The 25,979-nt window shown below is 41.6% G+C and carries 15 protein-coding genes; 10 read left to right on the forward strand and 5 right to left on the reverse strand.

Translation table 11 applies throughout. From position 1 onward, the window contains the following. Positions 1–172: 172 nt before the first annotated feature. Positions 173–907: an SDR family oxidoreductase gene (locus IEE83_RS18900; RefSeq protein WP_194122071.1), complete on the reverse strand. Its 735-nt coding sequence runs from the start codon at positions 905–907 to the stop codon at positions 173–175. A gap of 251 nt (positions 908–1,158) precedes the next feature. Between IEE83_RS18900 and msrA the strand changes: the two genes are divergently transcribed. Continuing rightward, entirely contained in the window at positions 1,159–1,650 is a 492-nt protein-coding gene (gene msrA, locus IEE83_RS18905; RefSeq protein WP_194122072.1) for a peptide-methionine (S)-S-oxide reductase MsrA, read from the forward strand. A 554-nt stretch (positions 1,651–2,204) separates the two neighbouring features. Here msrA and IEE83_RS18910 read toward each other — a convergent pair. After that, positions 2,205–3,992 carry a MutS-related protein gene (locus IEE83_RS18910; protein ID WP_228101878.1) on the reverse strand — a complete coding sequence of 596 codons (1,788 nt, stop codon included), beginning with the start codon at positions 3,990–3,992 and terminating at the stop codon, positions 2,205–2,207. Positions 3,993–4,255: 263 nt separating this feature from the next. Here IEE83_RS18910 and IEE83_RS33295 point away from each other — a divergent pair, with 263 nt between their 5' ends. The 4 genes from IEE83_RS33295 to IEE83_RS18930 all read left to right on the forward strand — a co-directional run bounded on the left by IEE83_RS33295 (position 4,256) and on the right by IEE83_RS18930 (position 8,123). Further along, positions 4,256–4,390 (forward strand): hypothetical protein, encoded by a 135-nt coding sequence (locus tag IEE83_RS33295; protein WP_262893244.1) that lies wholly within the window; start codon positions 4,256–4,258, stop codon positions 4,388–4,390. 239 nt (positions 4,391–4,629) lie between these two features. After that, the gene (locus tag IEE83_RS18915) at positions 4,630–5,211 is read left to right on the forward strand and encodes a TetR/AcrR family transcriptional regulator (RefSeq protein WP_194122073.1); all 582 of its coding nucleotides are present in this window, start codon (positions 4,630–4,632) and stop codon (positions 5,209–5,211) included. A gap of 50 nt (positions 5,212–5,261) precedes the next feature. After that, positions 5,262–6,053 (forward strand): SDR family oxidoreductase, encoded by a 792-nt coding sequence (locus tag IEE83_RS18920; RefSeq protein WP_194122074.1) that lies wholly within the window; start codon positions 5,262–5,264, stop codon positions 6,051–6,053. A 429-nt stretch (positions 6,054–6,482) separates the two neighbouring features. Then, positions 6,483–8,123, forward strand: coding sequence for a M28 family peptidase (locus IEE83_RS18930; RefSeq protein WP_194122075.1), 1,641 nt, complete (start codon positions 6,483–6,485; stop codon positions 8,121–8,123). An 18-nt stretch (positions 8,124–8,141) separates the two neighbouring features. On the opposite strand, the gene IEE83_RS18935 is transcribed toward IEE83_RS18930, so the two are convergent. The 3 genes from IEE83_RS18935 to IEE83_RS18945 form a co-directional block, all read right to left on the reverse strand. Then, positions 8,142–8,678, reverse strand: coding sequence for a VOC family protein (locus IEE83_RS18935; RefSeq protein ID WP_194122076.1), 537 nt, complete (start codon positions 8,676–8,678; stop codon positions 8,142–8,144). Positions 8,679–8,931: 253 nt separating this feature from the next. Continuing rightward, positions 8,932–10,629, reverse strand: coding sequence for a ribonucleoside-diphosphate reductase subunit alpha (locus tag IEE83_RS18940; RefSeq protein ID WP_228101879.1), 1,698 nt, complete (start codon positions 10,627–10,629; stop codon positions 8,932–8,934). Between the two features lie 60 nt (positions 10,630–10,689). Then, positions 10,690–11,664 carry a ribonucleotide-diphosphate reductase subunit beta gene (locus tag IEE83_RS18945; RefSeq protein ID WP_194122077.1) on the reverse strand — a complete coding sequence of 325 codons (975 nt, stop codon included), beginning with the start codon at positions 11,662–11,664 and terminating at the stop codon, positions 10,690–10,692. A gap of 673 nt (positions 11,665–12,337) precedes the next feature. Here IEE83_RS18945 and IEE83_RS18950 point away from each other — a divergent pair. The 5 genes from IEE83_RS18950 to IEE83_RS18970 are packed head-to-tail and all read left to right on the forward strand — an operon-like array spanning position 12,338 to position 25,963. Continuing rightward, entirely contained in the window at positions 12,338–14,038 is a 1,701-nt protein-coding gene (locus IEE83_RS18950) for a hypothetical protein (RefSeq protein ID WP_228101880.1), read from the forward strand. After that, positions 13,998–19,883, forward strand: a complete 5,886-nt coding sequence (locus tag IEE83_RS18955; protein ID WP_194122078.1) for a hypothetical protein — start codon at positions 13,998–14,000, stop codon at positions 19,881–19,883. Before IEE83_RS18950 ends, IEE83_RS18955 begins: the two co-directional genes overlap by 41 nt. A 13-nt stretch (positions 19,884–19,896) precedes the next feature. After that, a complete protein-coding gene (locus tag IEE83_RS18960; RefSeq protein ID WP_194122080.1) occupies positions 19,897–20,949 on the forward strand; it encodes a hypothetical protein in 1,053 nt (350 codons plus the stop codon). A gap of 11 nt (positions 20,950–20,960) precedes the next feature. Beyond that, a complete protein-coding gene (locus IEE83_RS18965; RefSeq protein WP_194122081.1) occupies positions 20,961–23,078 on the forward strand; it encodes a fibronectin type III domain-containing protein in 2,118 nt (705 codons plus the stop codon). Next, on the forward strand, positions 23,075–25,963 hold the full coding sequence (locus IEE83_RS18970) for a fibronectin type III domain-containing protein (RefSeq protein WP_194122082.1): 2,889 nt from the start codon (positions 23,075–23,077) through the stop codon (positions 25,961–25,963). The genes IEE83_RS18965 and IEE83_RS18970 overlap by 4 nt, the downstream gene beginning before the upstream one ends. The last annotated feature ends 16 nt before the right edge of the window (positions 25,964–25,979 follow it).

A 25,979-nucleotide genomic window follows, 5' to 3' on the forward strand; every position in this document is an offset into this window, starting at 1 on the left:
ATAGGGAGCTCTTATACCATAGATAATTTTAGTATGGGGATTTGATCATGCCAAGTCACATTAAAATGTTTGGACTGGCCCAGGCGCAGAATAAATTTACAAAAAAGGGGACTGGAATTTGCGTTTCATTCCTCCGTCACTTTTGCCTTTTTGCTTTCCTGCCCAATCTGCATTACAGCATAAATCCACCATCAATCAAAAATTCTGACCCGGTAATAAATGATGCCGAATCACTGCTTAAATACATAACCATTTTAGCAACATCTTCCGGTATGCCCAGTTTTTTCAGTGGTATTATATTGACGAGATTATCGAAAATACCGCTTACAGTTGCTTCATCCATACCTGACTTGCTTAACACTTCGGTTCTTGTCGGTCCGGGACTAACGATATTTACACGGATCTTTCTGGAAGCCAGTTCACTTGCTGCTGTTTTCGCGATTGAATTCAAAGCCGCTTTACTTGCCTGATAAACAGAGCTATTTGCTTTGTGTGTAGCAGCTACAATGGAAGACAGAAATACCACAGATGCACCTTCGTTTAAAAGGGGAACAAATTTGCTTAATGTGAAATATGCACCTTTAAAATTGATATTGATCACATTGTCAAAATTGGATTCACTGGCGTTTTCGATCAGCGATCCTTCACCCGTAATTCCGGCATTGATAAAGAGAATGTCAATTTGGCTAAATTGCTCTTTAACAAAATTGTACAAATGGCCAATATCCTGCAAACTGGCCTGATCGGCTACAAAAGGAATTGCCCCGATTTCCAATGCCGCTTTTTCAATTGCATCCTTACGTCTTCCTGTTATGATAACTTTTATTCCATTTGCTATCATTTCTTTGGCTGTCGCATAGCCGATCCCGCTATTTCCACCCGTTACTATTGCTATTTTATTTGTCATTTTACTGGTTGTTTTAATTCCGTACACAAAAGTATTGCATAGTGATATACCTTTGTAATCAGTATCACAGAGTATACCAGTTTTCAGTAAGCTATTTTCTGTCCAGCAGCCAATTGCTGACTGACTCTTTTAATAATTTGTCAGATTTTTAATAAAACCTGTGTCACGCAAATCATTTCAATACAAAATCTGTTTTATAACCTGAAGGCATGGAAATTGCACCATAGCTTTATCACATTAAACTAAAATATATGAGTACTGAAAAAGCCATTTTGGCAGGTGGTTGCTTCTGGGGAGTGGAAGAACTTTTCAGACACCAACCAGGCGTAATTTCAACGGTAGTTGGCTATACGGGCGGCGATGTCCCAAATGCTACTTACCGCAATCATGGAACGCATGCAGAAGGAATCGAAATTGTTTTTGATCCTTCGAAGTTAAGCTACCGAAAACTCTTGGAATATTTCTTCCAGATTCATAACCCAACAACAAGAAACCGTCAGGGAAATGATATTGGAATGTCATACCGTTCCGCCATTTTTTATCTGGATGAAACGCAGCACGAAGTTGCTAATGAGCTGATTGAAGAAATGGAAGCATCTGGCAAATGGCCTGGCAAAATTGTCACTGAAGTTGTACCTGCCGGTGATTTTTGGAATGCAGAAGTGGAGCATCAGGATTATTTACAAAAAAATCCTGGCGGATATACCTGCCACTTTGAAAGACCAGACTGGAAATTGAACTGATCGGAATCAAATACGGAATGATATATTTACAGCCATCTGATTTACAAACAGATGGCTGTTATTTTTTGTCATATAAAAGCTGTTGTCTGCCAGCGTCCATAAATTTATCGGATTAAATCCAAATTTCTATTTAAACACAAATGAGAAATGTGAAAGATCCTCAAAGCTCATATCAAAATAAATTTCAGATGATTTTTGCCTTTTTTGTTGATAAGAAAATAGGCTTCTTACAGTCTTTTCTAGATTAACCAAGGGCTGGGAGTATCAGAAAATATTTCCTCAAAATCCCTTTTAAAAACAGACAGACTTCGGCCGGTCAGATAAGCGAAGCGTTCTAAGCTGACATTGAGATTAATTTTTATTCAACTTTTCCACAGGATCAAAATTAATTAAATGACCTTTCAATGGTATTTATAACACATAGGAAAATCTTGCTTCGATTATCTTATCTAATAAGGTTGATTCAATAAGTCTAAAAAGAAGCATTAATAGACTGGAATGTCAGTGCATTTTTTTTCAGATTTAATGGGAACCGTTTATGGTGCTTTAAGAAGTCAAAATTTTTCCCCTACACCCGAAAAAATCTTTATCCCGCTTTTTTTCATCAATTCACGCGCGTTAAAATCTGTGCATATTCCTTTGGTTAAATTGTAGTTGAAAATAATTTCTCCGTCCTTAATGTCACTATTGAAGCTAAAATTTGCGACCATTTTCTGATTCGCTGTTAATTTGGCCAGTTCCAGATCGTGTGTTGAAATAATTCCCGAAACATTTAGTTCACCCAGCTGTTTTATTAAGGAAACCCCGCCAGCATATCGGTCCTGAGAATTGGTCCCCTTAAACATCTCATCCAAAAGAAAAAAGACAGGTTCTTTCATTTCACTTAATTTCAGAAGCTGCTCAATTCTTTTAAGTTCTGCATAAAAAGAAGAAATACCTTCTTCCAGGTTATCCTGCGTTCGCATACTCGTAAATATTTTCATATGCGAAACTCGTCCTGACTTAGCACAGCAAGGTGCTCCCATTAGGGCCAAAACCAGATTGATCCCTACTGATCTTAAAAATGTACTTTTGCCGGCCATGTTGGATCCTGTTATCAAAGCCATTTCTCCTCTTGCTGACAAATAAAAGTCATTACATACTCTCCTTTCATTTGCAATCAAAGGATGTCCGAGCTCTTTAAAACCAATGATGTGGGGCTCCTGGATTATTTCAGGAAATGTGAATCCCTGATTGGAATATGCAAAACCGGCAAGGCTGCTCAAAACTTCAAATTCACTTACCCCAGATGACCAGGAAACCAAAAAAGGTCTGTTTCTCTCTTTCCATTTTTCAGTCAAAATGATAAGATAAATATCCAGAAGCCATAGGCTGTTGAAAATCCCGTAAAAATCATTTTTACCAATAGAACTCTTGGTACCTTTTGCCTGAAAGATTTCCAGTATAGTTCTTAGTGCGTTAATCTCTTTGAATGCAGAATAACCATTTTGATTGAAAAGCGACCGAAGATTCATAAGCCGGGTAGAGTCAAATTCTTCTGCTTCAATTTTTGCAATCAGTGCCTGGTAACCGCCTAGCGTATTAACATTAACATGCGTACTGTCAATAATATCTTCTGCAAGAGGCGCTATTCTTTTCAAAACACGCCGGTTTATAAATAAAATTATTGTCAGCGGAATGATGTGATATACAGAAAACGAAGTCTCAGATAGAAGACCATAAACTAAATATGCTGCCGCAGATGTAGACAAAAAGGATAATAATACCGCTGTTATCAAGTACTTATACTGCGAAGGAAGTAATTTGGAAGGTGTTTCTATCCAGGTGAGCAGTTTATTATAAGCACTTTTTTTATTTTCAAACCGCATTCCCGAAGCCTGAAAATCCTGTCTCCAATCTATTTTAAAAGTAAGCTCTTGAATTGATTGCTGGCGTTCAAAAATTTCGCCGTTCGAAGCAGGCTCAGAAAGCCAATCGGCGAGCATTAAATGACCGGATTCTGTGGTTGTCCGATTAATAAGCTGAAAAAGTGAATGCGTACCGAAAATGTCAAAATCTGATATATAGGGATGATCCCGGTTGAGAAACATGTGGCCCGAGGGGAATCCTGATAATTTATTTTCCTGTCTTAATAGCTCATGTTCATTTATTTCCGTTAAAAAATCCACATGCTGTTGCTTTAATGACAGCTTGTAATATAACCTGACAATAAAAGCAAAAGCGAGAACACAAACCGGGAAAACAAGAATTAATGGCTGGATTAGTCTTTCATTTGCCAAAAAAAGTACGATGACCAGAGACAAAATGAATATGCCCAGACGAAATGCGGAAATCTTCTTCAATCGGTCTGATAAAAGAAGGCTCTCTGCCTGGAATCGTTCAATGTTATTTTTGTAAATGCTAATATATCTTGGCCTGGTAAGCCGTTTGCGTTAGTCTACTTGTAAAGCTTAGTGGACTCCTGAATTCTGAAATGAAAATACAACGATCAAAATAATCTTTATTTAACAATTTTTTCAGCACTGCCCCCATTGGTATCTTTTTTGTATTAAGTTTTGAAAGCGCACGTAATTGTTGTGCATTGTACAAATAAAATATAGTAACTATGGAAACTACGAAAAAGATAATCGGATTAGGTGTTATTACAGGTGTTGTCGTATTTGCATTTTTAAGATCATTCAGTGGAAAAGTGGATCGCAAATTAATTGACAGTAAGAAACCTGAGGTTCAGCTTGTATAAGGGATCGGTCCTAAAATATTGAAATCAAAAACGGCCACAGACAAAATATTGTCTTGTGGCTGTTTTGATGATAGCTATTTGTCAAAATATCTTCTGATCAATCCGGCGTTTCGGGCTCAACACAATTGTCAAAATTCGGTTTATCTAACCTGATTTTATCTTCACCAATTTAGAATTAAAATTATATTATAATCGACTTTTTATAGTTAACCGAATAAAATTTCGGTTAACTTTGTATTATGAGACCATTAGATCCAGCCAAACAGGAAAAAATCATTCAGTCTGTATTTGCCATTACCGGTAAACACGGGCTTGCTGGTATTAATATTGCTGATATCAGTAAAGCCGCAGGCGTTGGCGCGGGCACACTTTACACCTACTTTAAAAATAAAGAAGAGATCGTCCAGTCTGCCTATTTTAGTGTTGAAGATAAGATGACTCAAAAGATGTATGAACAATTCGACATCAATGTGCCGGTGAAACAGTCTTTGAAACTTATCTATGTCAACATGCTGAATTACAGATTAAATCATTATAACGAAACCGTATTTATTGATCAGTACATACAATCCAATTATATACAGCTAAATTTTTCCAAACAAATGGCAGAATATGAACGGCAGAATAAACCCCTTTATGATCTGCTTGAAAAAGGACAAAAAGAAGGCATTATTAAAAATCAGGCGCCCATTATTCTTGTCAGTTTTTTTGACGGTGCGGTGCGCTCCTGTTCTACCGGGATCGTTCAAAAGTTATTTCCCTTAAAGCAGCAAATTATTGATGATTGCTTCGATTTGTTATGGCGCGGAATCACACAATAAAAAAATTTAATTTTTAACCGAATACTTTTTCAATTAAAATAAATTTCAATATGAGTAACCTTAAAAATAAAACGATAATAATTACCGGTGCAGCCATGGGACTTGGCCTTGCGTCCGCGATCGAATGTGCATCACAAGAAGCAAACCTAACCCTTATAGATTTTAATGAAGCTTCTTTGAAAAAAGCAGAGACAGCTATCCTGGAAAAATTCCCGCAGACAAAGCTTTTAAGTATTGTTGCTGATGTTTCCAGTGAGGACACAGTAAAATCCTATGTGGAACAAACGGTAAAAACATTTGGCCGTATTGACGGGTTTTACAACAATGCCGGCATTGAAGGTCGTCAGGCTCCTATGACTGAATATGATATCGACATTTTCAAAAAGGTGATCGATATTAATCTGATGGGTGTTTATTACGGTTTGCGTTATGTCATTCCTGTGATGCAGGATCAAAAATACGGCAGGATCGTAAACGTAGCTTCGGTAGGCGGTATCCGTGGCGTAATGAACCAGACACCCTATGTTGCCAGCAAACATGCCGTTTCAGGAATGACTAAAAATGCGGCTTTGGAGTATGCAAAATTTGGCATCACCGCCAATGCAATTGCTCCCGGAGCCATTCTTACGCCTATGGTAGCGGAGGCTTTTGTCCAGTTAAATGCAGCAGATCCAAAAGCAGCGGAAACCGAATATGCACAGTCAAACCCAAGTAAAAGATTAGGATTACCAGAAGAAGTTGCCAAAGTTGTTGCCTTTCTGCTAAGTGAGGACTGCTCATATATCAACGGGCAAACGATTGCCATTGACGGTGGCCAATCCAACAGCTATGGTAATATATAGGCAAGCAAGTTCATAAAGTTGATTATCCGGAGGATATTTTTGACAAAGTAATCGTGGTAAATGTAAAAGGAACCTGGCTGGTAAATAAATATGTACTTCCGAACACGAACGATGGCGGAAGTATCATGATAACTTCATCCGTTGCCGGTACCGCAGGTAAGCATCCTCATTTATTTTTAATATCACATCTTCTCGATTAAGTAAAAAGGCTATCCAAAAATGAGGATAGCTTTTTTGCATTTGTGCAAATTGAATGCTTAAAATAAGCCAGCTAAAATGGTAATTTGTAATTATAAGTCACAATGGCTATTTCAATTTGAAATTCTTTTGAAGAATATTAATTAAAAGAACTGCCATTTATATAATTGTACTATATTCGACTGGTTACTTGAAAGAAATAACTATTAACTGAGCCCAAACAACCATTTTATGTGCATCCGGTCTTTATTACTGTTTTCCTTTTTCTGCGTTTCATTTTTTCCAGCTACATCCCAGAATCTGAAACTGGACAAGGACATAAAAACCGCTTTAAGCAAAGTAGATACAGCACGAATAAAAAGAGATATAAAATATCTTGCAGATGATAAATTAAAGGGTAGGCTTCCGGGTAAGGAAGGCTATCAAATGGCCGTTGATTATGTAGTGAGCCAATTTAAACAAACCGGATTGACACCATCAGGTGATCATGGGACGTATTTACAAAAACTGATTCTTCGCAAAGCAGTTATCAATCCCCTTGTATCATCAGCTGCGCTCAAAGATAAAAATGGTAATGAGGATACACTTGGCCTGGGAAAAGACATTGCGTTATTTCCAAATGCGATCCAGAAAAAAGTAGTGGTAGAAGCTCCCCTGGTATTTGCCGGCTATGGCATAGATGTTCCCGGCAAATATTCTGATTATGAAGGATTGGATGTAAAAGGGAAAATTGTCGTTGTGCTTTCTGGGGCGCCTAAAGGCTTGAAATTACCTTCCAGTATCGAAGCGCACTTTGGTAGTCCGACTGCAAAAATACGTCTGGCAGCAGCCAAAGGTGCGACAGGAATCCTGATTAGTACAGATTCTCCCGCCTCAGTAATGGCATTGGGAAGAGGAATAAATGTAGCAATGGATACTGCCAAAACTGTTGCAACTGGCTCTAATGCCATTGGAAAGCTTCAACTTGGCGCCCGGCTAACGTACGCAGGACTGCTGAGAATTTTTATGAATTCTGGCAAAAACTTAAAACAGGTTTTTACAGTTTTAGAGCAAGGAAAACCGTCTTCTTTTGAATTGCCTTTATCCATTCGGGTACAATACACAAGTGAGTATAAAGATATCGAAAGCTATAATGTTATTGGAAAAATCGAGGGAACGGATAAAACCCTGAAAGACGAATATGTAATCCACACTGCACACTTGGATCATTTGGGTATTGCTCGGCCCGTAAACGGCGATTCCATTTATAATGGTGCACATGACAACGCATCGGGCGTGGCTTCTCTGCTGGAAATTGCCAGAATTTATAAAAGCAGAGGTGTAAAACCTAGGCGTTCAGTTTTGATTGTTATGACCACATCAGAGGAAATGGGATTGTTGGGATCTGCTTATTTCGCAGCGTTTCCTACGGTATCAAAATCGCAAATTGTTGCCGATGTAAATACAGATATGCCTACACTTATTGCCCCGCTTTTGTCAGTGGCGCCGCTGGGCGCAGAGCATTCCACGATCGAGAAAAGTGTCGATTTTGCCTGTGCAGAACTAGGTATCGAAAAACAAAAAGATCCTATGCCGGAAGAAGCGCGTTTTGTCCGCAGTGACCAGTACAGCTTCGTGTTGGAAGGGATACCGGCCCTGCATATCAAATATGGCACAAAAACCCTGGATCCTTCTTTTGATCTTGTCAAATTCACCAAGCAATGGAGAGATGCTAATTATCATAGACCTTCCGACGAAATTACGAACGGTTTTGATTTTGGAGCAGCGAAAAAATATGTGCAGCTCAATTTTCTCATCAGCTATTCCATAGCACAAACCACAGAAAGACCAAAATGGAATGCCGGCGATTTTTTCGGACAGACCATCCGGTAAACCTTGCCTTTCCAGCTTTCAATCACGACTATTTTCAAAAAACTTCTTTTGAGTTAACAAAGCCTCATTCAACGATTTTTGAATATAGGCTATTGCTTTTACCGCATCAGGATCAGAGGCTCGTTTAGCAGTTTCGGGGTCTGTAAAATCAATTTCTTCCATGCGCTCGTTTATCCACCACAGATTACCAAACGGATCCAAAATTCTGCAAACTTTTTCTCCGAACCATAATCTGGTAAGTTCAGTGACTGATTTCGCTCCCGTTTCAAGCGCCTGCTGATAAGTTTTTTCTGCGTTTTCAACGTATAAATTCAAAAAAGCCGGCGTTGGTGCCCAGCCCTCTCTTGCGTCAAAAAGCATAACCAAAGAATCTCCTATTTTTACTACTACATGGATTATTACGCCGTCTTCACCACTTATTCTGCTGCCGGCAATTTCCTCCGCATCAAAGGCAGTTTTCAAAAATTCAATTAGTTTGGCAGATGACGGTGATATAATCCAAGGTGTTACAGTTGTGTAATGATCCGGTACAACTTTGATTTTGCTGTCTTTCATTTTCTTGGTTTTTAATGATAAGACAAAGTTGCAACTACCCTGTGACAGAGGTATGTCAGCAGGATTAAATGTTTTGCTGTTATTTTTTACATAGTGAAAATTCCAGCCGCTGTTTTTACAAAAATATGTCAAATCTGATTCCTTATTATACTGACAGCTTACACAAAAAAGAAGATCCGTACGGTGCACGGGTCTTCTTTTCACTATTATAAATTCCGAAATGATCAACCTTCGAAAAGGTCACTAATTCCGATTAAGATTCGCAGGAAGAACAACTTACCAAACTGGTAACAAGTTCTTTGGAAACACTTTGGCTTCTTTGGTAATAAAGGGTCTTAATTCCCAATTTCCACGCTTCTATCAGCAATTTATTTACTTCTTTAACAGGAAGGTTCGAAGGGATATTAAGATTCAGACTCTGCGCCTGATCCACATATTTTTGCCGGATTGATGCCTGCTGGATAATCTCCAACTGACTGATTTCTTTAAATGTCTTGAAAACATCTTTTTCCTCAGCTGTAAGTTCGGGCATATGCTGCACACTTCCGTGGTTCAACATAATGGTACGCCAGGTTTCTTCATTGTCAAGCCCTTTTTCTTCCAGTAATACTTTCAGATACTTGTTCTTGCGCATGAAATTTCCTTTTGCAAGACCTGCCTTGTAATAATTACTGCTGAAAGGCTCAATTCCGGGTGAAGTTTGTCCAAGGATTGCCGAAGATGATGTCGTAGGTGCAATCGCAAGAAGTGTGGTATTTCTGCGGCCGTACCCTTTCAAAAGTTCGGGCTCACCATATATCATCGCAAGTTCCTGTGTTGCTTTTTCGGATTTATCCTGGATTGTTTTAAATATCTGTGTGGTTAGCTGCTTAGCCTGCATACCTTCAAAAGGAATCATATTCTTTTGAAGATAAGAATGCCACCCCAGCACACCAAGTCCAAGCGCGCGGTGACGTTTTGCGAACCGGTTTGCACTGGCCAAAAAATGATTTCCTTCCGTTTTTTCAATAAACTCCTGAAGAACTGCGTCTAAAAAGAAAATAGCCAGCCTGACTGCGTCAGTATCTTTCCACTCATCGAATAATTCAAGGTTCATCGATGACAGACAGCAGATAAAAGATTCATCTTCTGTTGAAGGAAGCATGATCTCAGAGCATAAATTACTGGCGTTGATACGAAGATTTTTATCTTTATAAACCTGGGGTTTATTCTGGTTTACATTATCCGAAAAGAAAATATACGGAAGTCCTTTTTGCTGCCGGCTTTGCAGGATTTTTGCCCAGATTTCTCTTTTGGACATATCCCCGTCAATCATATCCTGCATCCAGTAATCGGGCACACAAACTCCGGAGAAAAGATTCTGAATCGGGTGCCCGATATCCTTAATCTGCAAAAATTCTTCTATATCCTCGTGATCAATATCCATGTAGGCAGCAAAAGCACCACGGCGTACACCACCCTGGGAAATGGTATCCATTGCTGTATCAAAAAGCCGCATAAAACTTACCGCTCCGCTACTTTTCCCGTTGTCTGTAACCGCACTTCCACGGGAACGCAAATCTCCAAAATAAGCAGATGTTCCGCCACCAATTTTGGTCTGCATGATCACCTCACCAAGTTTATGGGTAATGCCTTCGATATTATCCGGCACGTGCACATTGAAGCAGGAAATAGGCAAACCACGCTCTGTGCCCATATTCGCCCAGATCGGCGAGCTCAGGCTCATCCAGCCTCTTTCAATCATTTCCTGAAAAGCTTCCTTTAATTCCGGACGGTAAAGACGTTTTGCAGCAGCAGCACAAACGCGCTCAATTGCTCCTTCAACCGTTTCTCCCTTCAGCAGATATCCTCTGTTAAGTACCTGCTCGCTTTCTGTATTTTTCCACCAAAGCTTTGGCATTTCATACTGGGGCGTTACAACTTCCAGCAGATCCAATTCGGCAATTTTCATTTCTTTTTTCTGATTAATATTTGTTGATTTCTCACTGTATCTTTAACCTTCGATCTGTTTTTAGAACAAATCGTAAGCAGAAATACTTTTATCATGTTTTGTATAATCCACAGGACGTTTCGCGAAAAAGTCATCCAGACTGTTTGCAAAAACCTCTTCTTCAAACCATTGCAATAATTTCACATCAGCAACGGCCAGATTGAACTGACGTGGCAAGCCGATTTTTTGAAGACTGTCGTCAGCGCGGTACTTCATAAAGTTGATCAGATCTTCTTTATTGATACTATCAATTTCACCTTCGTTGAATATCCAGTCGATGATGCGGGATTCCACATCGATGGAAGAGCGCACCAGACGTGTAATTTCAGCAACGGTCTGCTGGTCAAACATATCAGGAAATTCTTCTTTGATTTTGTTGACAAGAAAAATACCGGCGTTGGCATGAATCTGCTCGTCGATTGAAGTCCAGGCGATGATGTTGCTCACATTTTTCATCAAACCTTTAAAACGCGCAAATGATAAAATGATCGCGAACTGACTGAACAGACTGACATTTTCTATCAAAATTGAAAAAAGGATCAGCGAAAAAGCATATTCTTTTTTATCGGTCGATTTGGAGTTTCCCAGAGCTTCTGACAAATAATCAATACGCTCACGAATTACCGGAATTTCGATAAGTGTCTCAAATTGATCGTTGTATCCCAGAACTTCCAGAAGACGCGAATAAGCCTCCGAATGGCGAAATTCACACTCTGCGAAAGTACTTCCCAGACCGTTGAATTCCGGTTTTGGCAAATGGTGAAAAAGATTTCCCCAGAAAGATTTTACTGCGACTTCGATTTGAGCGATAGCAAGCAGGCTATTTTTTACCGCAGTTCTCTCAGCCGAGCTCAGATGAGAATGAAAATCCTGTGTGTCTGCCGTAAAATCTACTTCCGAATGCACCCAGTAGGACTTATTAATCGCTTCTGTAAACTGTAATATTTCCGGATACTCGAACGGTTTATATTGAAGACGTTTATCAAAAATACTCATAAAAAAAACTGATTTATAACTTGTTGAAAGAGAGCAATCAGGGATAAAACAATTGATTTTTCATTCATTACTATCCCCTATTTCTGAATAAATAAGGGCAGTTTGAACGCAAGAAATCAAATTATCCCAGCCTTCTTTGAGAAAACAAATCTATCAGTTAATCTTATAAGTTAAAATTTTTTGTAAACTTTTTAAAAATGAAAAAATATCAAATAATTGAAATACAGTTATTTAACTAAAATAATTTGTACACTTTTTTTTTCAAGGTGATTTTTTGTCAAAATTATTTCTAAACGTATGGAACTTTCTACAATCGGCTAAACTTCAACGCATTAGACTTTAACAATATCAATATTTAAGCTTCAAAGCAATCCGAGGGTCGAAATTGTGTGGTTAGCGGCCATCGATACAGTTACAATTCTGATTAGCCCCCTACCCTGTTAAACTCAGTTAATCCGGAAAGCGGCAAACATCCTGATGTATTGTCATTTTCAGGTACGCCGTCTTTTTGTGAGGATTAAAAAGAAAATGTCCGTTCAGCGATTTTTCAATTCCATTCATCGATTACTTCCTGCAAAAAGCAGCACCATCCTATACTTTCGAGGATAAGAAAACCCAGATCTGCCTTGGGATTTTCCAAGCAGAAACAAAGCAGATTTATCAATTAAATTGCATGATAAAATTTTACCTCTTTCTTTTTCTGATTGTCTTTGGTGAGAGTTTGCTAATAAATGCATTCTGCCAGGATAAGCCCAAGATTTCGAAAGTAGCGAAACTTTCAGGAGGGCTAAACGCTTATGCCGGCTTTTACACGCCAAGCGGAATTGCCGCCAGAAACCAGGCTACACCTTTCGGGCTAAGCGGTTCTTTGACGCTGACTTTGCCGGGCGGCATCAGTTTACCATTTTCAGGTGTGCTTGGAAATCAGGGATCAAGTTTTCGTCAGCCTTTCAATCAGTTTGGTGTTAGTCCGGCTTACAAATGGGCCACTGTTCATGCCGGTTATCGCAATGTTTCCTTTTCTCCTTTCACACTTGCGGGCCATAGTTTTTTAGGTGCCGGTATTGAGCTTAATCCTGGAATGCTCAGGTTTGGCGCGGTTTATGGCCGTTTCAATAAAGCAGTTTCTTCCACGCTTGCCGATCCTGATATCATTCCCTCGTTTAAAAGAACCGGATATGCCGTGAAACTGGGTTACGGAAAAGCAAATAATTATATCGATCTGGTAATGCTGCGGGCGAACGATGATACAAGTTCTATTATAAAACCTGCTCAAAGTGCGGAGCAAAGCGTTACACCCGCTGAAAACCTGGTGATTGGAATTACATCAAGGCTTCTTTTGGTGAAACATTTTTTAGTAGAGCTGGACGCGGCAGCAAGTTCCTACACCCGCGACATATTTGCGACCGAAGTAGAAGCCGAAGGTAAAAATCCATTAAGCAGGGTGTTTGGAAAAATGATCACACCCAGACTTTCCTCCCAACTGACTCAGGCTACGCAGGCGGCCGTAGGATATCAGGATAAATGGGGTTCTCTCAAAGTGCAGTATAAACGCATCGATCCGAATTTCCAGACGATGGGCGCATACTATTTTCAAAGTGATATTGAAAGCTATACGGTAGCTACTTCGTTGAATTTACTCAGAGGAAAAGCAAGGATTTCAGCAAGTTACGGCCGTCAGTTTGATAATCTGGCAAACAATAAAAATGCAGGAACCGGCCGCTCAATTGGTTCCTTGATGGCCTCTTTTAATCCTGATCCGGTTTTTGGATTTGATGTCGCACTATCGAATTACGGTCTGAGCCAGAAAGCAGGGCTGAGGCCACTGATTGATACTTTGCGTATTGCTCAAAACAATTTCTCAGCGACCGTCAATTCCCGGTATTCAATTTTCAATGCAGACTTATCACATATTTTCACACTGACGGCCTCCCACCAGCAGCTGTCAGATTTAAATAAAACTACCGCTCAACAAACTGAAAATGATAATCAGAATGTAAACCTGGGCTATTTTCTGCAACAAAACCGCAGTGGCTTTGGTCTCAATCTTATGCTTTCTTACACGCAATCGGGCCTGCCTTTACCGGCAGGTTCGACAGAAAGTCCGAAGGTGAAATTTTACGGTCCAACGCTGGGCACCAACTATACATTTTTCAAAAAGAAATTATCGACTTCTGCCAATTTCTCCTATCTCATAAATCAGCAATATGGCCAGACCGGGAAAGTTCTGACGGCTTCGACCAACGCGGGTTATCAATTAGCAAAGAGACAAAGTCTGAGTTTGATGCTTAATTATCTCAACTCGAACACAGGGCAGCAATCAGAAAAATTCAATGAATTCAGAGGAAATATTGGCTATGGAATTTCTTTCTAAAATAATATTAAGGATCAGTCACAAATCAGACTTCGGTTTTTCGCAGCTGGTTTTGCTGCTGCTGTTGAGCTTTTATTCAATGGCACAGGACCCTGTGCGTATAACAACGAACGTTTTGCCTCCTTACAGCCCATATATCCAGGATTATCCTGGAACTGGCAACCGGGTTCAGGTCTTCATTTCCAATCTTTCGGGCAGGTCGTTAAGCGTCCGTCTTCTGGGAAAACTGGAAGGCGATAATGGTGTGGTCATCAAAACTTCCGCCAATTACCGGCCTTTGCAACCGCAGCAACTTTTGCCAACTGATGTAAACCGTTTAATTACAAGAAATGAGCTGGAAGGGTTGTTTGACCTGAATCAGATTGAAGTTCAGGGAATGGACAAAAATTTATTGTATCGTGGCTTTCCTCTGCCCGAAGGTAACTATCAGCTTTGTGTTCAGGCTTTTGACAACGCAACGATTCGTCCGCTTTCGGCTGAATTTCCGATGGGATGTTCAGGTTTGATTCCTGTGCGTGTTATTGAGCCGCCAATTCTTATTTTCCCACAACCAGATGCGGAAGTTACAGCCAATACGCCCCAAACACAGATTTTTACATGGACGGCTCCGGTAGGAATTTTGCCAAACCAGATCGAATACACATTAAGAATCGTTGAGCTTCCCATTTCCAACATCGATCCGAATGTCTTTATCGACGCGGTCGCGCTGCCCAAATCTGGCATTGAAATTAAAAATTTAAAAACGACCACTTTTCTTTACGGTCCCCAGCATCCGCCGTTGCAAGCCGGAAAACGGTACGCCTGGCGGGTTCAGGCCGTGCCCGTTAATGGCCGGTTCAATATTTTGAATGATGGGAAAAGTCCTGTGCAATCCTTCACCTATGGAAAGTTTGGATTGATCGCCCAGCAGCCGGGAATTGAAATTGCACAGGCGGCACTGCCGGTAATCCCCGGGCTGGGCTCAGGAACGGATACGACAAAACAGGCAACCAAATATATGCTTTCGTCGAAATTACCTGTCCAATGTTCGTGTCAGGTACCGGTGAATGAAAGCGATAATGTAGATAACAGTACCGTTTTAAAATCCAGAAAAGCTACCATTGCCGGATTCCAGATGGAGCTTCTAGCCAATGTGAAAGAAGAAAAAGGAGCGCTGACGGGCACGGGTATGATTCCGGTTCCGATGATCAACAACAGTTATGTCAAAATGCGTGTCAATCTTTTTGATGTACAATGTAATGCGCAGGGACAGGTAATCGGTGGTTTTGTCAGAGCCATTTACAAAAATGGAGCACCCGGCTACACACCGGATTACGATAAACCAGAAATGCCTGCACTGGAAATGACGCCTGCCACGATGCAGAATCTGAGCGGATTTTTCAGCACTGCCAAGGATCAGCTGGTTTCGTCTCTGACCAATTCTGCAAAAAGTGTGGGCTTTGAATTGCCCCTCGGTATTGACAAAACATTTGGTCCGGTCAATACTGTGATTGCGATCACTAACATGACTTTTACGCCAAAAGAAGCTTTTTTTGACGCTAATACCTGGATCAATACCGCCAATGCGCTGGTTTCGGGAATTCCGCTGAGCGGCTACAATATGTGTTTTTCTCCTCAAAAACCTTGTGGGGAAGGAATTTTATACCTGGCTAAAAAGATGGAGTTATCGCCGTTTTTTGCTTTGAAAGGTGCAGAAGGTGCGCCGGTTGGCCCCGACGGTGTCTTCGGTGGACCTGATACCACGCAGGTTACGCATGTGGTTTTTGATCAATCCGGTTTTAAACAGATGCGTGTTCATGGATTGCTAACGCCTCCCGGACTTGTGGATGCGCAAACCCAAGGAAAAGTAGAAATCAGCGTCAATGCAGGCCTGGTGAATTTTCAGGACTGGACAGCGCAGCTTTCGTTTCCTAAATTTTATGTGGAGGGACTCTCCGATTTTAAATTTTCGATGCAGCCGGGAAAACCTGCACTCTATGATCATTCCGAAAGCAAAACACCGGCAAAACTGCCCGAAGGTTATCTTTCCGGCCCTGAGGTTAACCTTTGGCAGGGACTTTATTTCCCTGAAATCGACTTGGAATTACCTTCATTCATGAAGAGAAGTGATGGCAAACCTTTGACCGTGGGTGTTCAGGATATGATTTCGGATAACAACGGATTTTCAGGGAAAGCTTTTGTAAAAAATATTGTAGCTATCGATAGCGGTTCGCTGGATAGCTGGTATTTCTCTGTCGATGAGCTCTCGGTCAGCTTTTTGAAAAGCACATTTCAAAATTCTTCAATGAACGGAAAGATTGTTTTGCCGGTATTCAAAACCCCGACGGATGCAGCTTCACAGCTTCCTTATTCCTGTACATTATCCAAAGAAGAGCAAAATGGCGCTTTATCTGTTTTGTTTCAGGCGAAACCAACCGAGGAAATGAACGTCGATATCTGGCGGGCAAAACTCAAATTGGATAATACCAGCACGGTTAGCGTAACTTATAACGGACAAGGAGCCGAGGCAAAAGCTGTCCTTACCGGAGCGCTTGATATTGATGCAGAATATTTCACTATTCCGGCAGCAAAGTTCCAGGAACTGACGCTCAGCTCAAAAGCGCCATACGTTTCCTTGAAAGACGCCAAATTTGGCTTTGCTTCGCCTCAAAAAATGATGGAAGATTTTCCACTTACCCTAAAATCAGGGGAGCTCGTATCAGATCCTGTTGATCCGAAATTAATCGGGTTCAAATTTGTAGGAGCACTCGATCTGACTGGTGGTGGTGATAAAGGATTAAGTGCCACGGCCGGAGCTACTTTGTTTTTCAAAACCGGTCTTGAAAATGGCCGTCCCAACTGGGATTTCGCTAAAATTAAACCAGATACCATAGCCGTTGATGCGCCCTTGGGGCCGGTTCATGTGAAAGGCTCACTGGCATTTTATAAAAATGATGAGATTTACGGAAACGGAATTGCTGGCAATGTTGAAATGACAGTTACCGGACTGGTAGGGGGAAAAGTCGCCGCGCGTTTTGGCAGAACAAATGAAAAGGCGGGTGGTTTCAGATATTGGTATATAGGTGGAAAAATCAGTATCGGGGCAACAGGAATTCCATTTGCACCGCCATCTCCGCTGGTTTTGAGAAGCTTTGGAGGCGGTTTGTATTCGAATGTTACCAGAAAGGTGGACGCTAATGGAGAAATTTTATACGTACCCAAACCTGATGTTGCAATTGGTTTTAATGCTTTGGTTGGTATCGGTTTGGTAACGCCGGATGTGCTTACTATGGAAGGCGACATGACTCTGGAATTTTCTAACGGTAGTTTAGGAAAAATGGCGCTGCACGTCGGAGCCTGGTTGTTGGGAGAATCCAAATCGTCATCTTTTGCACAAGGCGATGGCAATGTGGAATATGATTTTGAAAACAAAATTTTTGATGCAAACCTAAACCTGGGTGCTAGCTACAAAGTGCCCGCTATAACAATTTCAGCGGAGGTGAAAAGTACTCATCTTCATTTTGACAGCCAGGGACTTTGGTTTTTGTCAATGGGTGTTCCGACCGACCGGGTAAGCCTGAACATTGATATGGCCAGCCTTGCTGATTTTACTTTCGGCTCTTATTTTATGCTGGGGAACTACAACGGTTCAGGTTCTAATCTCCCTGCCGATCCTTTTGGTTTTCTTAATCATGAAAATATCTTGAAAGAACTCAACTACAAAAACCAGAATTCACAAACTTTCAAAGACGGCTCTCCACTGATTGCCTTCGGGGCGGGATACAGCCTGGATTCTGATTTTGGTGTCGGACCATTTCACCTGCGTTATGGAGGTGCGATCGGCTTTGATCTGGCTTTGTCGAAAACCAATGACAAGTGTAATGGCGTCACGCCCGGTATCAACAATTGGTATGCGATGGGCCAGATGTACGCCTATATGCATATGGCACTTGATCTGGATATTGATACCTGGGTTTATGAAGGCACTTTTACCGTCGTGGAACTGGAAGCTGCCGCCTTGCTTCGGGGCGGAATGGTAAATCCGGTCTGGTTAAACGGGCACGTTTTATTGAAATACAGGGTGCTGGGTGGTTTGGTAAAAGGTAAGGTAAATCTTGAATTCTGGTATAACAAAGGTGGACGATGCGAGCCAACTTTTGCACCGCCAAATCCATTTGCCGGTCAGCCGCTGATCGCTTCGCTTGGACCCTCCGGTACTGATGAGGAAGTTTCCATCTTGTCTCCATTTTATGCAGAATTCAATTATCCGGTTCAAAGTGATCTGATCATTGATCTTGAAATTCCGGGGGGACAAAAAGTCGAAGCAGGAACGCAAGGCAGCGTAACAGCAGGTCCAAATGGCTCGACGATTCTTCACCGAGAATTTCAATTAAAATACAAAGATGGATTTACAGCCAAGGTTACCAAGATTGGTGCGGGCTATGCTAACTGCGAATCCGATAACACCGGGCGAATCAGTTATGATAAAAATGAAGACGGCGACCCGAATTACAGCGCAACCTTCTACCGGTATAATGCCTTGCTGCCCAAGTCATCCTATGATCTCTCGCTTGATTTGCAGGTTTTTATTAGGGATAAGGGAAAAATGACGCCTTATGTTTTCAAAGGAAGTTACGTCGAACAAAAGGAAACGGTAAGCTTCCGGACCGGCCCATGTATTTCCGTTTTAAGTAAAGGAACAAGTGATCAGGATCCGATTCTGACTTCCTATCCTTATGAAGGACAGCGGTATTTTATGAAAGGAGACGCAGCAGAAACCTTCATCAAACTAAAAACAAACATGAGCTGCTGTATGACAAATCTTAACTCTGATGAGAATTTTGATCTGAAAGTCAGGTTTACACCACTTGAAGGGACAACTTTTGCAGATGACAAAACAGGTTCCGTTCTTTTGGCAGGTGCTGAGTTTTTAAAAGATAAAGTTACTTATCAGCTGCCGGCGGGACTAAAAAACAAGACACTTTACCGTTTTGAACTTGTCAGGATTCCCAAACCGGCTTTTGTTAAAGAGCAGTTTGCCTCCATGCAAAAGGCGAAGGAACTGGCCAAAAAGTTTACATATGCCAATATATACAAGGCTGTCAATTCAGATCAATTCCAATCACTGAGCCAGAATCTTGCGAGTAATAACAAGTTTGACAACGTTGGTATGGGTGCAAAACAAGGCCCAGCTGTAAATGCGAAATACAACGGCGTCTATGAAAAGTATACGACAATTTCCTCAGACGAATATGAGAAAATTGCAAAAGGCTATGGTACGGAGACAAAGATTAATGTGTCGACTGAGAAGTTTTTCAATGATGCGAAATTTACCATAAAAATCTCATCCGAATTTGCAGCAAAGCAAAAAGACCAGGAGCAGTTTGGCAAATCGCTCGAAGTGAAAATGTACCGCTACTACTTCAAAACAAGCCAGTTTAATACCTTGAACGAAAAAATAATGGCAGCAGAATTCCCGCAAACGGAGACATTGCCGCTGGGAAAACTGGTGGATGCGTTGACCGGGAAAATGACCTCGAAGGAAGGTTTTGATTCCTATGAAATGGAAACTGAGTTTCTCGGGGGTGATAATTACCGCCCGCCACTGGTGCTGCTTCGGGCGGATATGTCCAGCAATTGGTTTAAGAGTATTGCCGATCCGGTAGCAGATTTGCTGGTAAGAATTCCGCCTGCTTTTTATTCCAATGTTGATAAAACCCGTCCTTTCGAAACGAAGCAAACAGCAGTAGATGTTTTCCGCCGCTCGATGGTGAACTTCAACAACATGAATGATCAGATACAAAAGCCGTTTAAAAACGAAGAAATACTTAACCTTATTCCGTCTGAAAAAAAGAAGGCGAAGTAAACGAGAAAATGTTATGAAAAAAATAAAATTAATTTTCTATCACCTGATTATCAATCTAATAATCTTAAACGTATTGATAAACGTGTCACTTCACGCACAGGTAAAAACAAAGCTGAATACTTCGAAAGCAGCGACGGCCAACACGAAAGTTAATCAGCCGGGATTTTCCATGCAGCTTTCTGCCACTGACATGGTTTCTTTGGCTAACGCGGCCGGACCGGGTGATCTTTCATTAGTTCTACCGGATAAAAAAGGTAACTTTTCATACACCGGATTAAGTGAAGAACAAGCAACACAAGCGAAGGAAAAGCAGATTTCCGATGCGCTTTTCGGCAATGGAACGCCGGCTACTTATGGTATTACTTATTCGTCCGCGCCTGTCAAAAAAGCCTATGATAATTACATCGCGCCATATGTTGTCGATTTTCTGGAACAAAATGATGAAATCTACAAAGGAGGAGTTTTCAATATGATAATCGCTTCCAAAATTGCGGACCAGCTCATTTTGTGTGCAGAAAATACAAATGTTTATACAACATATGGCTCCCGGGATAAGCTTCGGAAGGAAATAATGGTTGAGTTTCTGTATGATCCTTTTCCTGATGAAAGTAAAAACGCCGACTATTACGAAGACCACCTGGTCAACATTTATAACAGGACCTCTACCGGATTAAATTCATGTATCGGATCGTCGATGAGCTGTAACGACGATCGTAGCAATTCCTTTTTCTTTATGACAGGTTTTGCTGCAAAAAATAATTGTGCAATCGCTACAATTATCGCGAAAAGTAATATTGAAACAATAAAAATTAACAGCAAGCTCACGGATGATCTTCAAATGGCTAAAATAGGGATTTTTTTTCGCCCGCTACTGGACTATAAAAACCAAAATTCGGCTTTTGAAATACATACCATTAAAATGAAAGCCCTGCAAACGGCTACCAAAGAAGGAACGCTTTATACTTATTATGATAAGGACAATAAATGCCCTTCTCCCCTGGCCTATGGATTTTTGGGTATGGGAAAACCTGTACGAACAGCCAGCATTCTAAACACATTGAAATAATATTCCGGCGTATGAAATATCTATACAAATCCATTATACTGATCCTTGTTTTTGCTTTGCTTTCACCAATTTCTTCCAAGGCGCAGCAAAAAATAAAAAAGGCATTAGCAAATGAAAAAGTTATATCGGAAATAGACTCCTCGGTTTTGGGTCGTTATAAAATCGGCATTATTGCCAAAGCTTTTGGCGATTCCATAGTTATTCGCTGGGCACCAAATCATGCGGCGCTTTTTCGCCAGGCCTTAAAATCTGGTTATATGCTGACGCGCAGAAGTTTGGGTGACGACAAAAAAATGAAACTGGATTACCAGATCACTGTAAAACCCTGGACAAAAGAAGAATGGCTCAAAAATGTTTCTGTAAAAGATACACTTGCCGCGGCTTGTGCCCAGCTGGTAAATGGCACCAACACGCCCATCGGCGCGAAGGAAGATATAACGCTGGACAAAATTCTTGATCAGCAAAATCAGAATGATCTTCGGATGATGCTCGCATTGATTCTTGGTGATGTCAGTCCCCGTAACGCACGCGGAATGGCCTTGGGCTGGATCGATAAAAACGTAAAAAAAGGTGTTCAGTACAATTACTATATCATTCCGCTTACGGATCCGAAATTGTATCCGGTAGATGTAACCGGAACCTCGGTTGTAAATATCAGGGCAACTGAACAGGCGCATATGCTGCCGCTGAAAACAGAAGTTTCCGAGCATCTTGTGATGTTAAAATGGAATCGCAGGATGGCGGAAAACTCGTTTTCTTCCTATTACGTGCAAAGGTCCGACGATGGTGGAAAAACGTTCCGCCGTATTACAAGCCGCCCCTGGACACAACCGCCTGCCTCTTTGCTCGATGACATAATTCAGTACTCAGATTCAGTACCGCAGAATTACAAAGCTTATCAATACAAGGTTTTTGGTATAACACCTTTTGGCGAATTGATTCCTTCCGAAATCATCAGCGCGTCGGCGGTTGACAGAACACCCCCACCTTCTGTGGAAAACATTTCTGCAAAACATATGTATGGATCAAAAGTGAAGGTTTCCTGGAAATATACAAAACAACCCGCTGATCTGGGCGGATTTGTAGTATCCAAATCTACGAGCCTGGATGGGACCTTCATGCCATTGACGAGCCAGCCTCTAAACACTGCTGCAAGAGAATTTACCGACACAACCGCTTTTCCGCATTTACCTAATTATTACAAAGTTACAGCGATTGACACGGCAAGAAATCTGGGGTTGAGCCTGCCTGTTTTTTGTATGATTAAAGATAGCGATGGACCATCAAAACCAAAGGGAGTCCAGGGATATATTGATACGACAGGTTTTGTAAGAATTGTGTGGGACCCAAATCCCGAACCCGATATTTTCGGTTACCGGGTCGTTTCGGCCAATCAGGCCGACCATGTTTTCACAGGCGACACGAAGGGTTATCTGGCTTTGCCATTATTTAATGATACAACAACTTTAAACACACTGACCAATAAGAAATTTTTCCGCATCATCGCTTATGATAAAAGTTATAATCCGAGCGAGCCCTCTGATATTCTGGAACTGAAACGACCCGACATAGTAAAACCAACTGCTGCGGTTATCAGCGGATACACAGTGAGCGATTCTTCGGTGGTTATTTCCTGGTCGAAAAGTAACAGTACCGATTTGGCGCAACAAATTTTAATGCGGCGTGGAAAAAACACGGAGCGCTGGGTGGAACTGGCAAAACTAGATAAAAATGTAACTACCTATTCGGACAAAAGCATTAAAGGACACTCGACTTATGGTTATGCGCTTGTGTCTGTCGATAGTTCCGGACTGCGCTCGGATGTTTCATTTCCCTTAAATGTGACCACGCCGAAAATTACGCCGGCCAGCGTCAACGCGCTGAGAGCTTTTGTGAATCCTGATAAAAGCGTTTCACTTTACTGGAATTACGCCGTTGCGAATTGCCGTTTTGTGATTTATAAAGCTGCCGGAAATTCAGGGTTTGCAAGCTACGACGCCATTTATGATACAATGGAATATCGCGATAAAAAAGCTGAAAAAGGGCCTCTGCAATATGCAGTAAGGGTTATCTACAAAGATGGAATGGAGTCCGGATTGTCTAAAATCATTGAAGTGAACGTCAAATGAAAAAATTTTATCAAACCCAGGCAGCCCGGTTGCTGGTCTTTTTTATACTGCTCACTTCCGGCTGGTCTTTGTCCATCGCGCAAACCGCATTGCCAGCTCCTACAAATTTATCGGCCACAGCACCATCTTACAATGAAGTCGTGCTGAAATGGACGGATAATTCCGGTGAGCTGGAAACCGGATTTGAGATTTACCGTGATCCCGGTCTTGGTACTGATTTTCAGCTTATTGCTACCACAGCAAAAAATGCAACCTCTTATTCAGACAAGACGGTTGCTGCAAATACTTTGTATAACTACCGGATCCGCGCTACGAATACGCGCCAGCAATCACTTCCGTCCAGTGATGTTTCTGTAACAACACGGGTTGCACCACCCAGTGCGCCGGGTAATTTAGCTACGACACTAATCAATTCAAATACGATCCGGCTAACCTGGGACGGTAATAATTCCGGCGGCACAACATTTTACGTTGAACGGATGAACCGGTCAGGAGGAGGTTCTTTTACGCAGATTGCCGTCGTAAATTATAGCCGAACATTGGTTTACGATGATGCGGGTCTTGCAACCGGGACAGATTTTTGCTACCGGGTAAGAGCACATAATGAGAGTGGTGAATCTGGATATTCCAACACTTCCTGCGCAAACACACCGCAGGACACACCAACTGCTCCCGGCCGCCTTACTGCAACAGCTGTTTCTGCTGGCCAGATTGATTTGAGCTGGGCGGACATTTCAGACAATGAAACCGGTTTCGAAGTAGAACGTGGCTCTTCTGAAAATGGGACATTTGCCAAAATTGCAGATTTGGGAGCTAATTCTTCAACTTATTCCGACCAGAATTTATCTTCTCAAACAACCTATTGTTACCGGATTAGAGCAAAAAATGCTTCTGGAAATTCTGGTTACGCTAGTCCTGTGTGTGCAACAACAAAAGTACCAACCATTACAATTCCTCGCCCGTCAGGTTTATTAACCGCTGCCGCAGTTTCGCCAAACCAGATCAATCTGGCCTGGGAAGATAATGCAGATAACGAAGACGGGTTTGAACTGGAAAGATCTACGGACGGCGTTGGTTTTTCAAAAATCACAGATCTTGGCGCGAACGTGACTTCTTATCAAAACACGGATTTAAACGCTTCAACGAAATATTATTACCGGATTCGAGCCAAGAATTCTGCTGGTTTTTCAGCTTATTCCAATGTAGCGGATGCATCTACCTATGCCCCGGCCGTTACAATTCCTCGTCCGCCAGGTTCATTAACCGCTTCCGCAGTTTCGCCAAACCAGATTAATTTGACCTGGATGGATAATGCGGATAACGAAGACGGGTTTGAACTGGAAAGATCTACGGACGGCGTTGGTTTTTCAAAAATCACTGATCTTGGTGCTAACACGACTTTCTATCAAAATACGGGTTTAAGCGCTTCAACAAAATATTATTACCGGATCCGCTCAAAAAATTCAGCTGGATTTTCCGGATATTCCAACGTAGCCGATGCAACAACTGGTGAAGTCGCGCCTGATGCGCCACAGCGCCTGACTGCCACTGCTGTTTCAACCTCGCAAATCAATCTTTCCTGGGCCGACATTTCTGCAAATGAAACCGGGTTTGAACTGGAAAGATCCACGGACGGAGCTTCATACACCAAGTTGATCGATCTTTCGCCCAATACAACGAGTTACCAAAACACCGGCCTGAATGCATTTACACGTTATTGGTATCGAATCAGGACAAAAAATGCGGTTGGTAATTCGGGATATTCGAATGTGGCCGATGCCACAACTTTTGATACGCCTCCAACCGCTCCGGTTGAGCTGGCCGCGGCTGTGATTTCCAGTAGTCAGATTAATTTAAGCTGGAAGGATCAGTCCGCTAATGAAACCGGTTTTGAAATTGAACGGTCGACGGACGGCGCAAGTTTTTCAAAAATTGCGGAAGTGAGTGCAAATACAACAACTTATCAAAATACCGGATTGTCGCCGGCTACTCATTACTACTTCCGGGTGCGGGCAGTTAATTCAGCAAATCCGTCCGATTTCTCAAATGTTGCTGAGGCAACGACAGTCGATGTGGCGCCCATCCCGCCAGCCAGGTTAGCAGCAAATGCAGTTTCCTATCAACAAATTGATCTTTCCTGGGCAGATATTTCAACCAATGAAACTTCCTTTGAATTGGAGAGGTCAATGGATGGAACGACTTTTTCAAAAATTACCGATCTTCCAGCCAATGCATCAACTTTTCAGGATAAGGCGGTTTTGTCGCTTACAAAATATTTCTACCGTATCCGGGCTGTTAACAAAATTGGCTTTTCTGCTTACAGCAATACTGCCGAAGCTACAACTCCAAGAGCACCTATTCCTGACAAACCACAAAATCTGGTGGCTACCCCGGTAGACTTTGACCTGATTCAGTTGAACTGGACTGCATTATCAGAAAATGCTACAAATGTAATCATTGAAAGATCGCAAAAACCTGACGCAGATTTTGTTCAGATCGGAGCTCAGAACGCTTCGATTATTCAATTTCCAGATCACGAAATTCTGGATGTCAACGATTATTACTACCGCATCAAGGCTGTAAATGCCGCCGGTGAGTCCCCTTACAGCGAAGTGGCCAAAGTTCCGGCTTCTGCCATCATAACAGGAACTGAGCCTTCGCAAACCGAAAATCTCGTTTACGCAGCAGATAAAACTTTGTTTGTAAAAATCACAAAACCAGGAAAATACAAGCTAACGCTATTGGATTTAAATGGTAAAATATTAACAGTACTGGCAGCAAATCAGACCACACAGACCGACTTGTCTGTATTATCATCCGGCATCTACATCGTGCTGATTGAATCAGAAAAACAGATCGTCACACAAAAAATAGTTTTATATTAAATAACTGACTAATAGC

Source organism: Dyadobacter subterraneus (assembly GCF_015221875.1).
Lineage (GTDB): Bacteria > Bacteroidota > Bacteroidia > Cytophagales > Spirosomataceae > Dyadobacter > Dyadobacter subterraneus.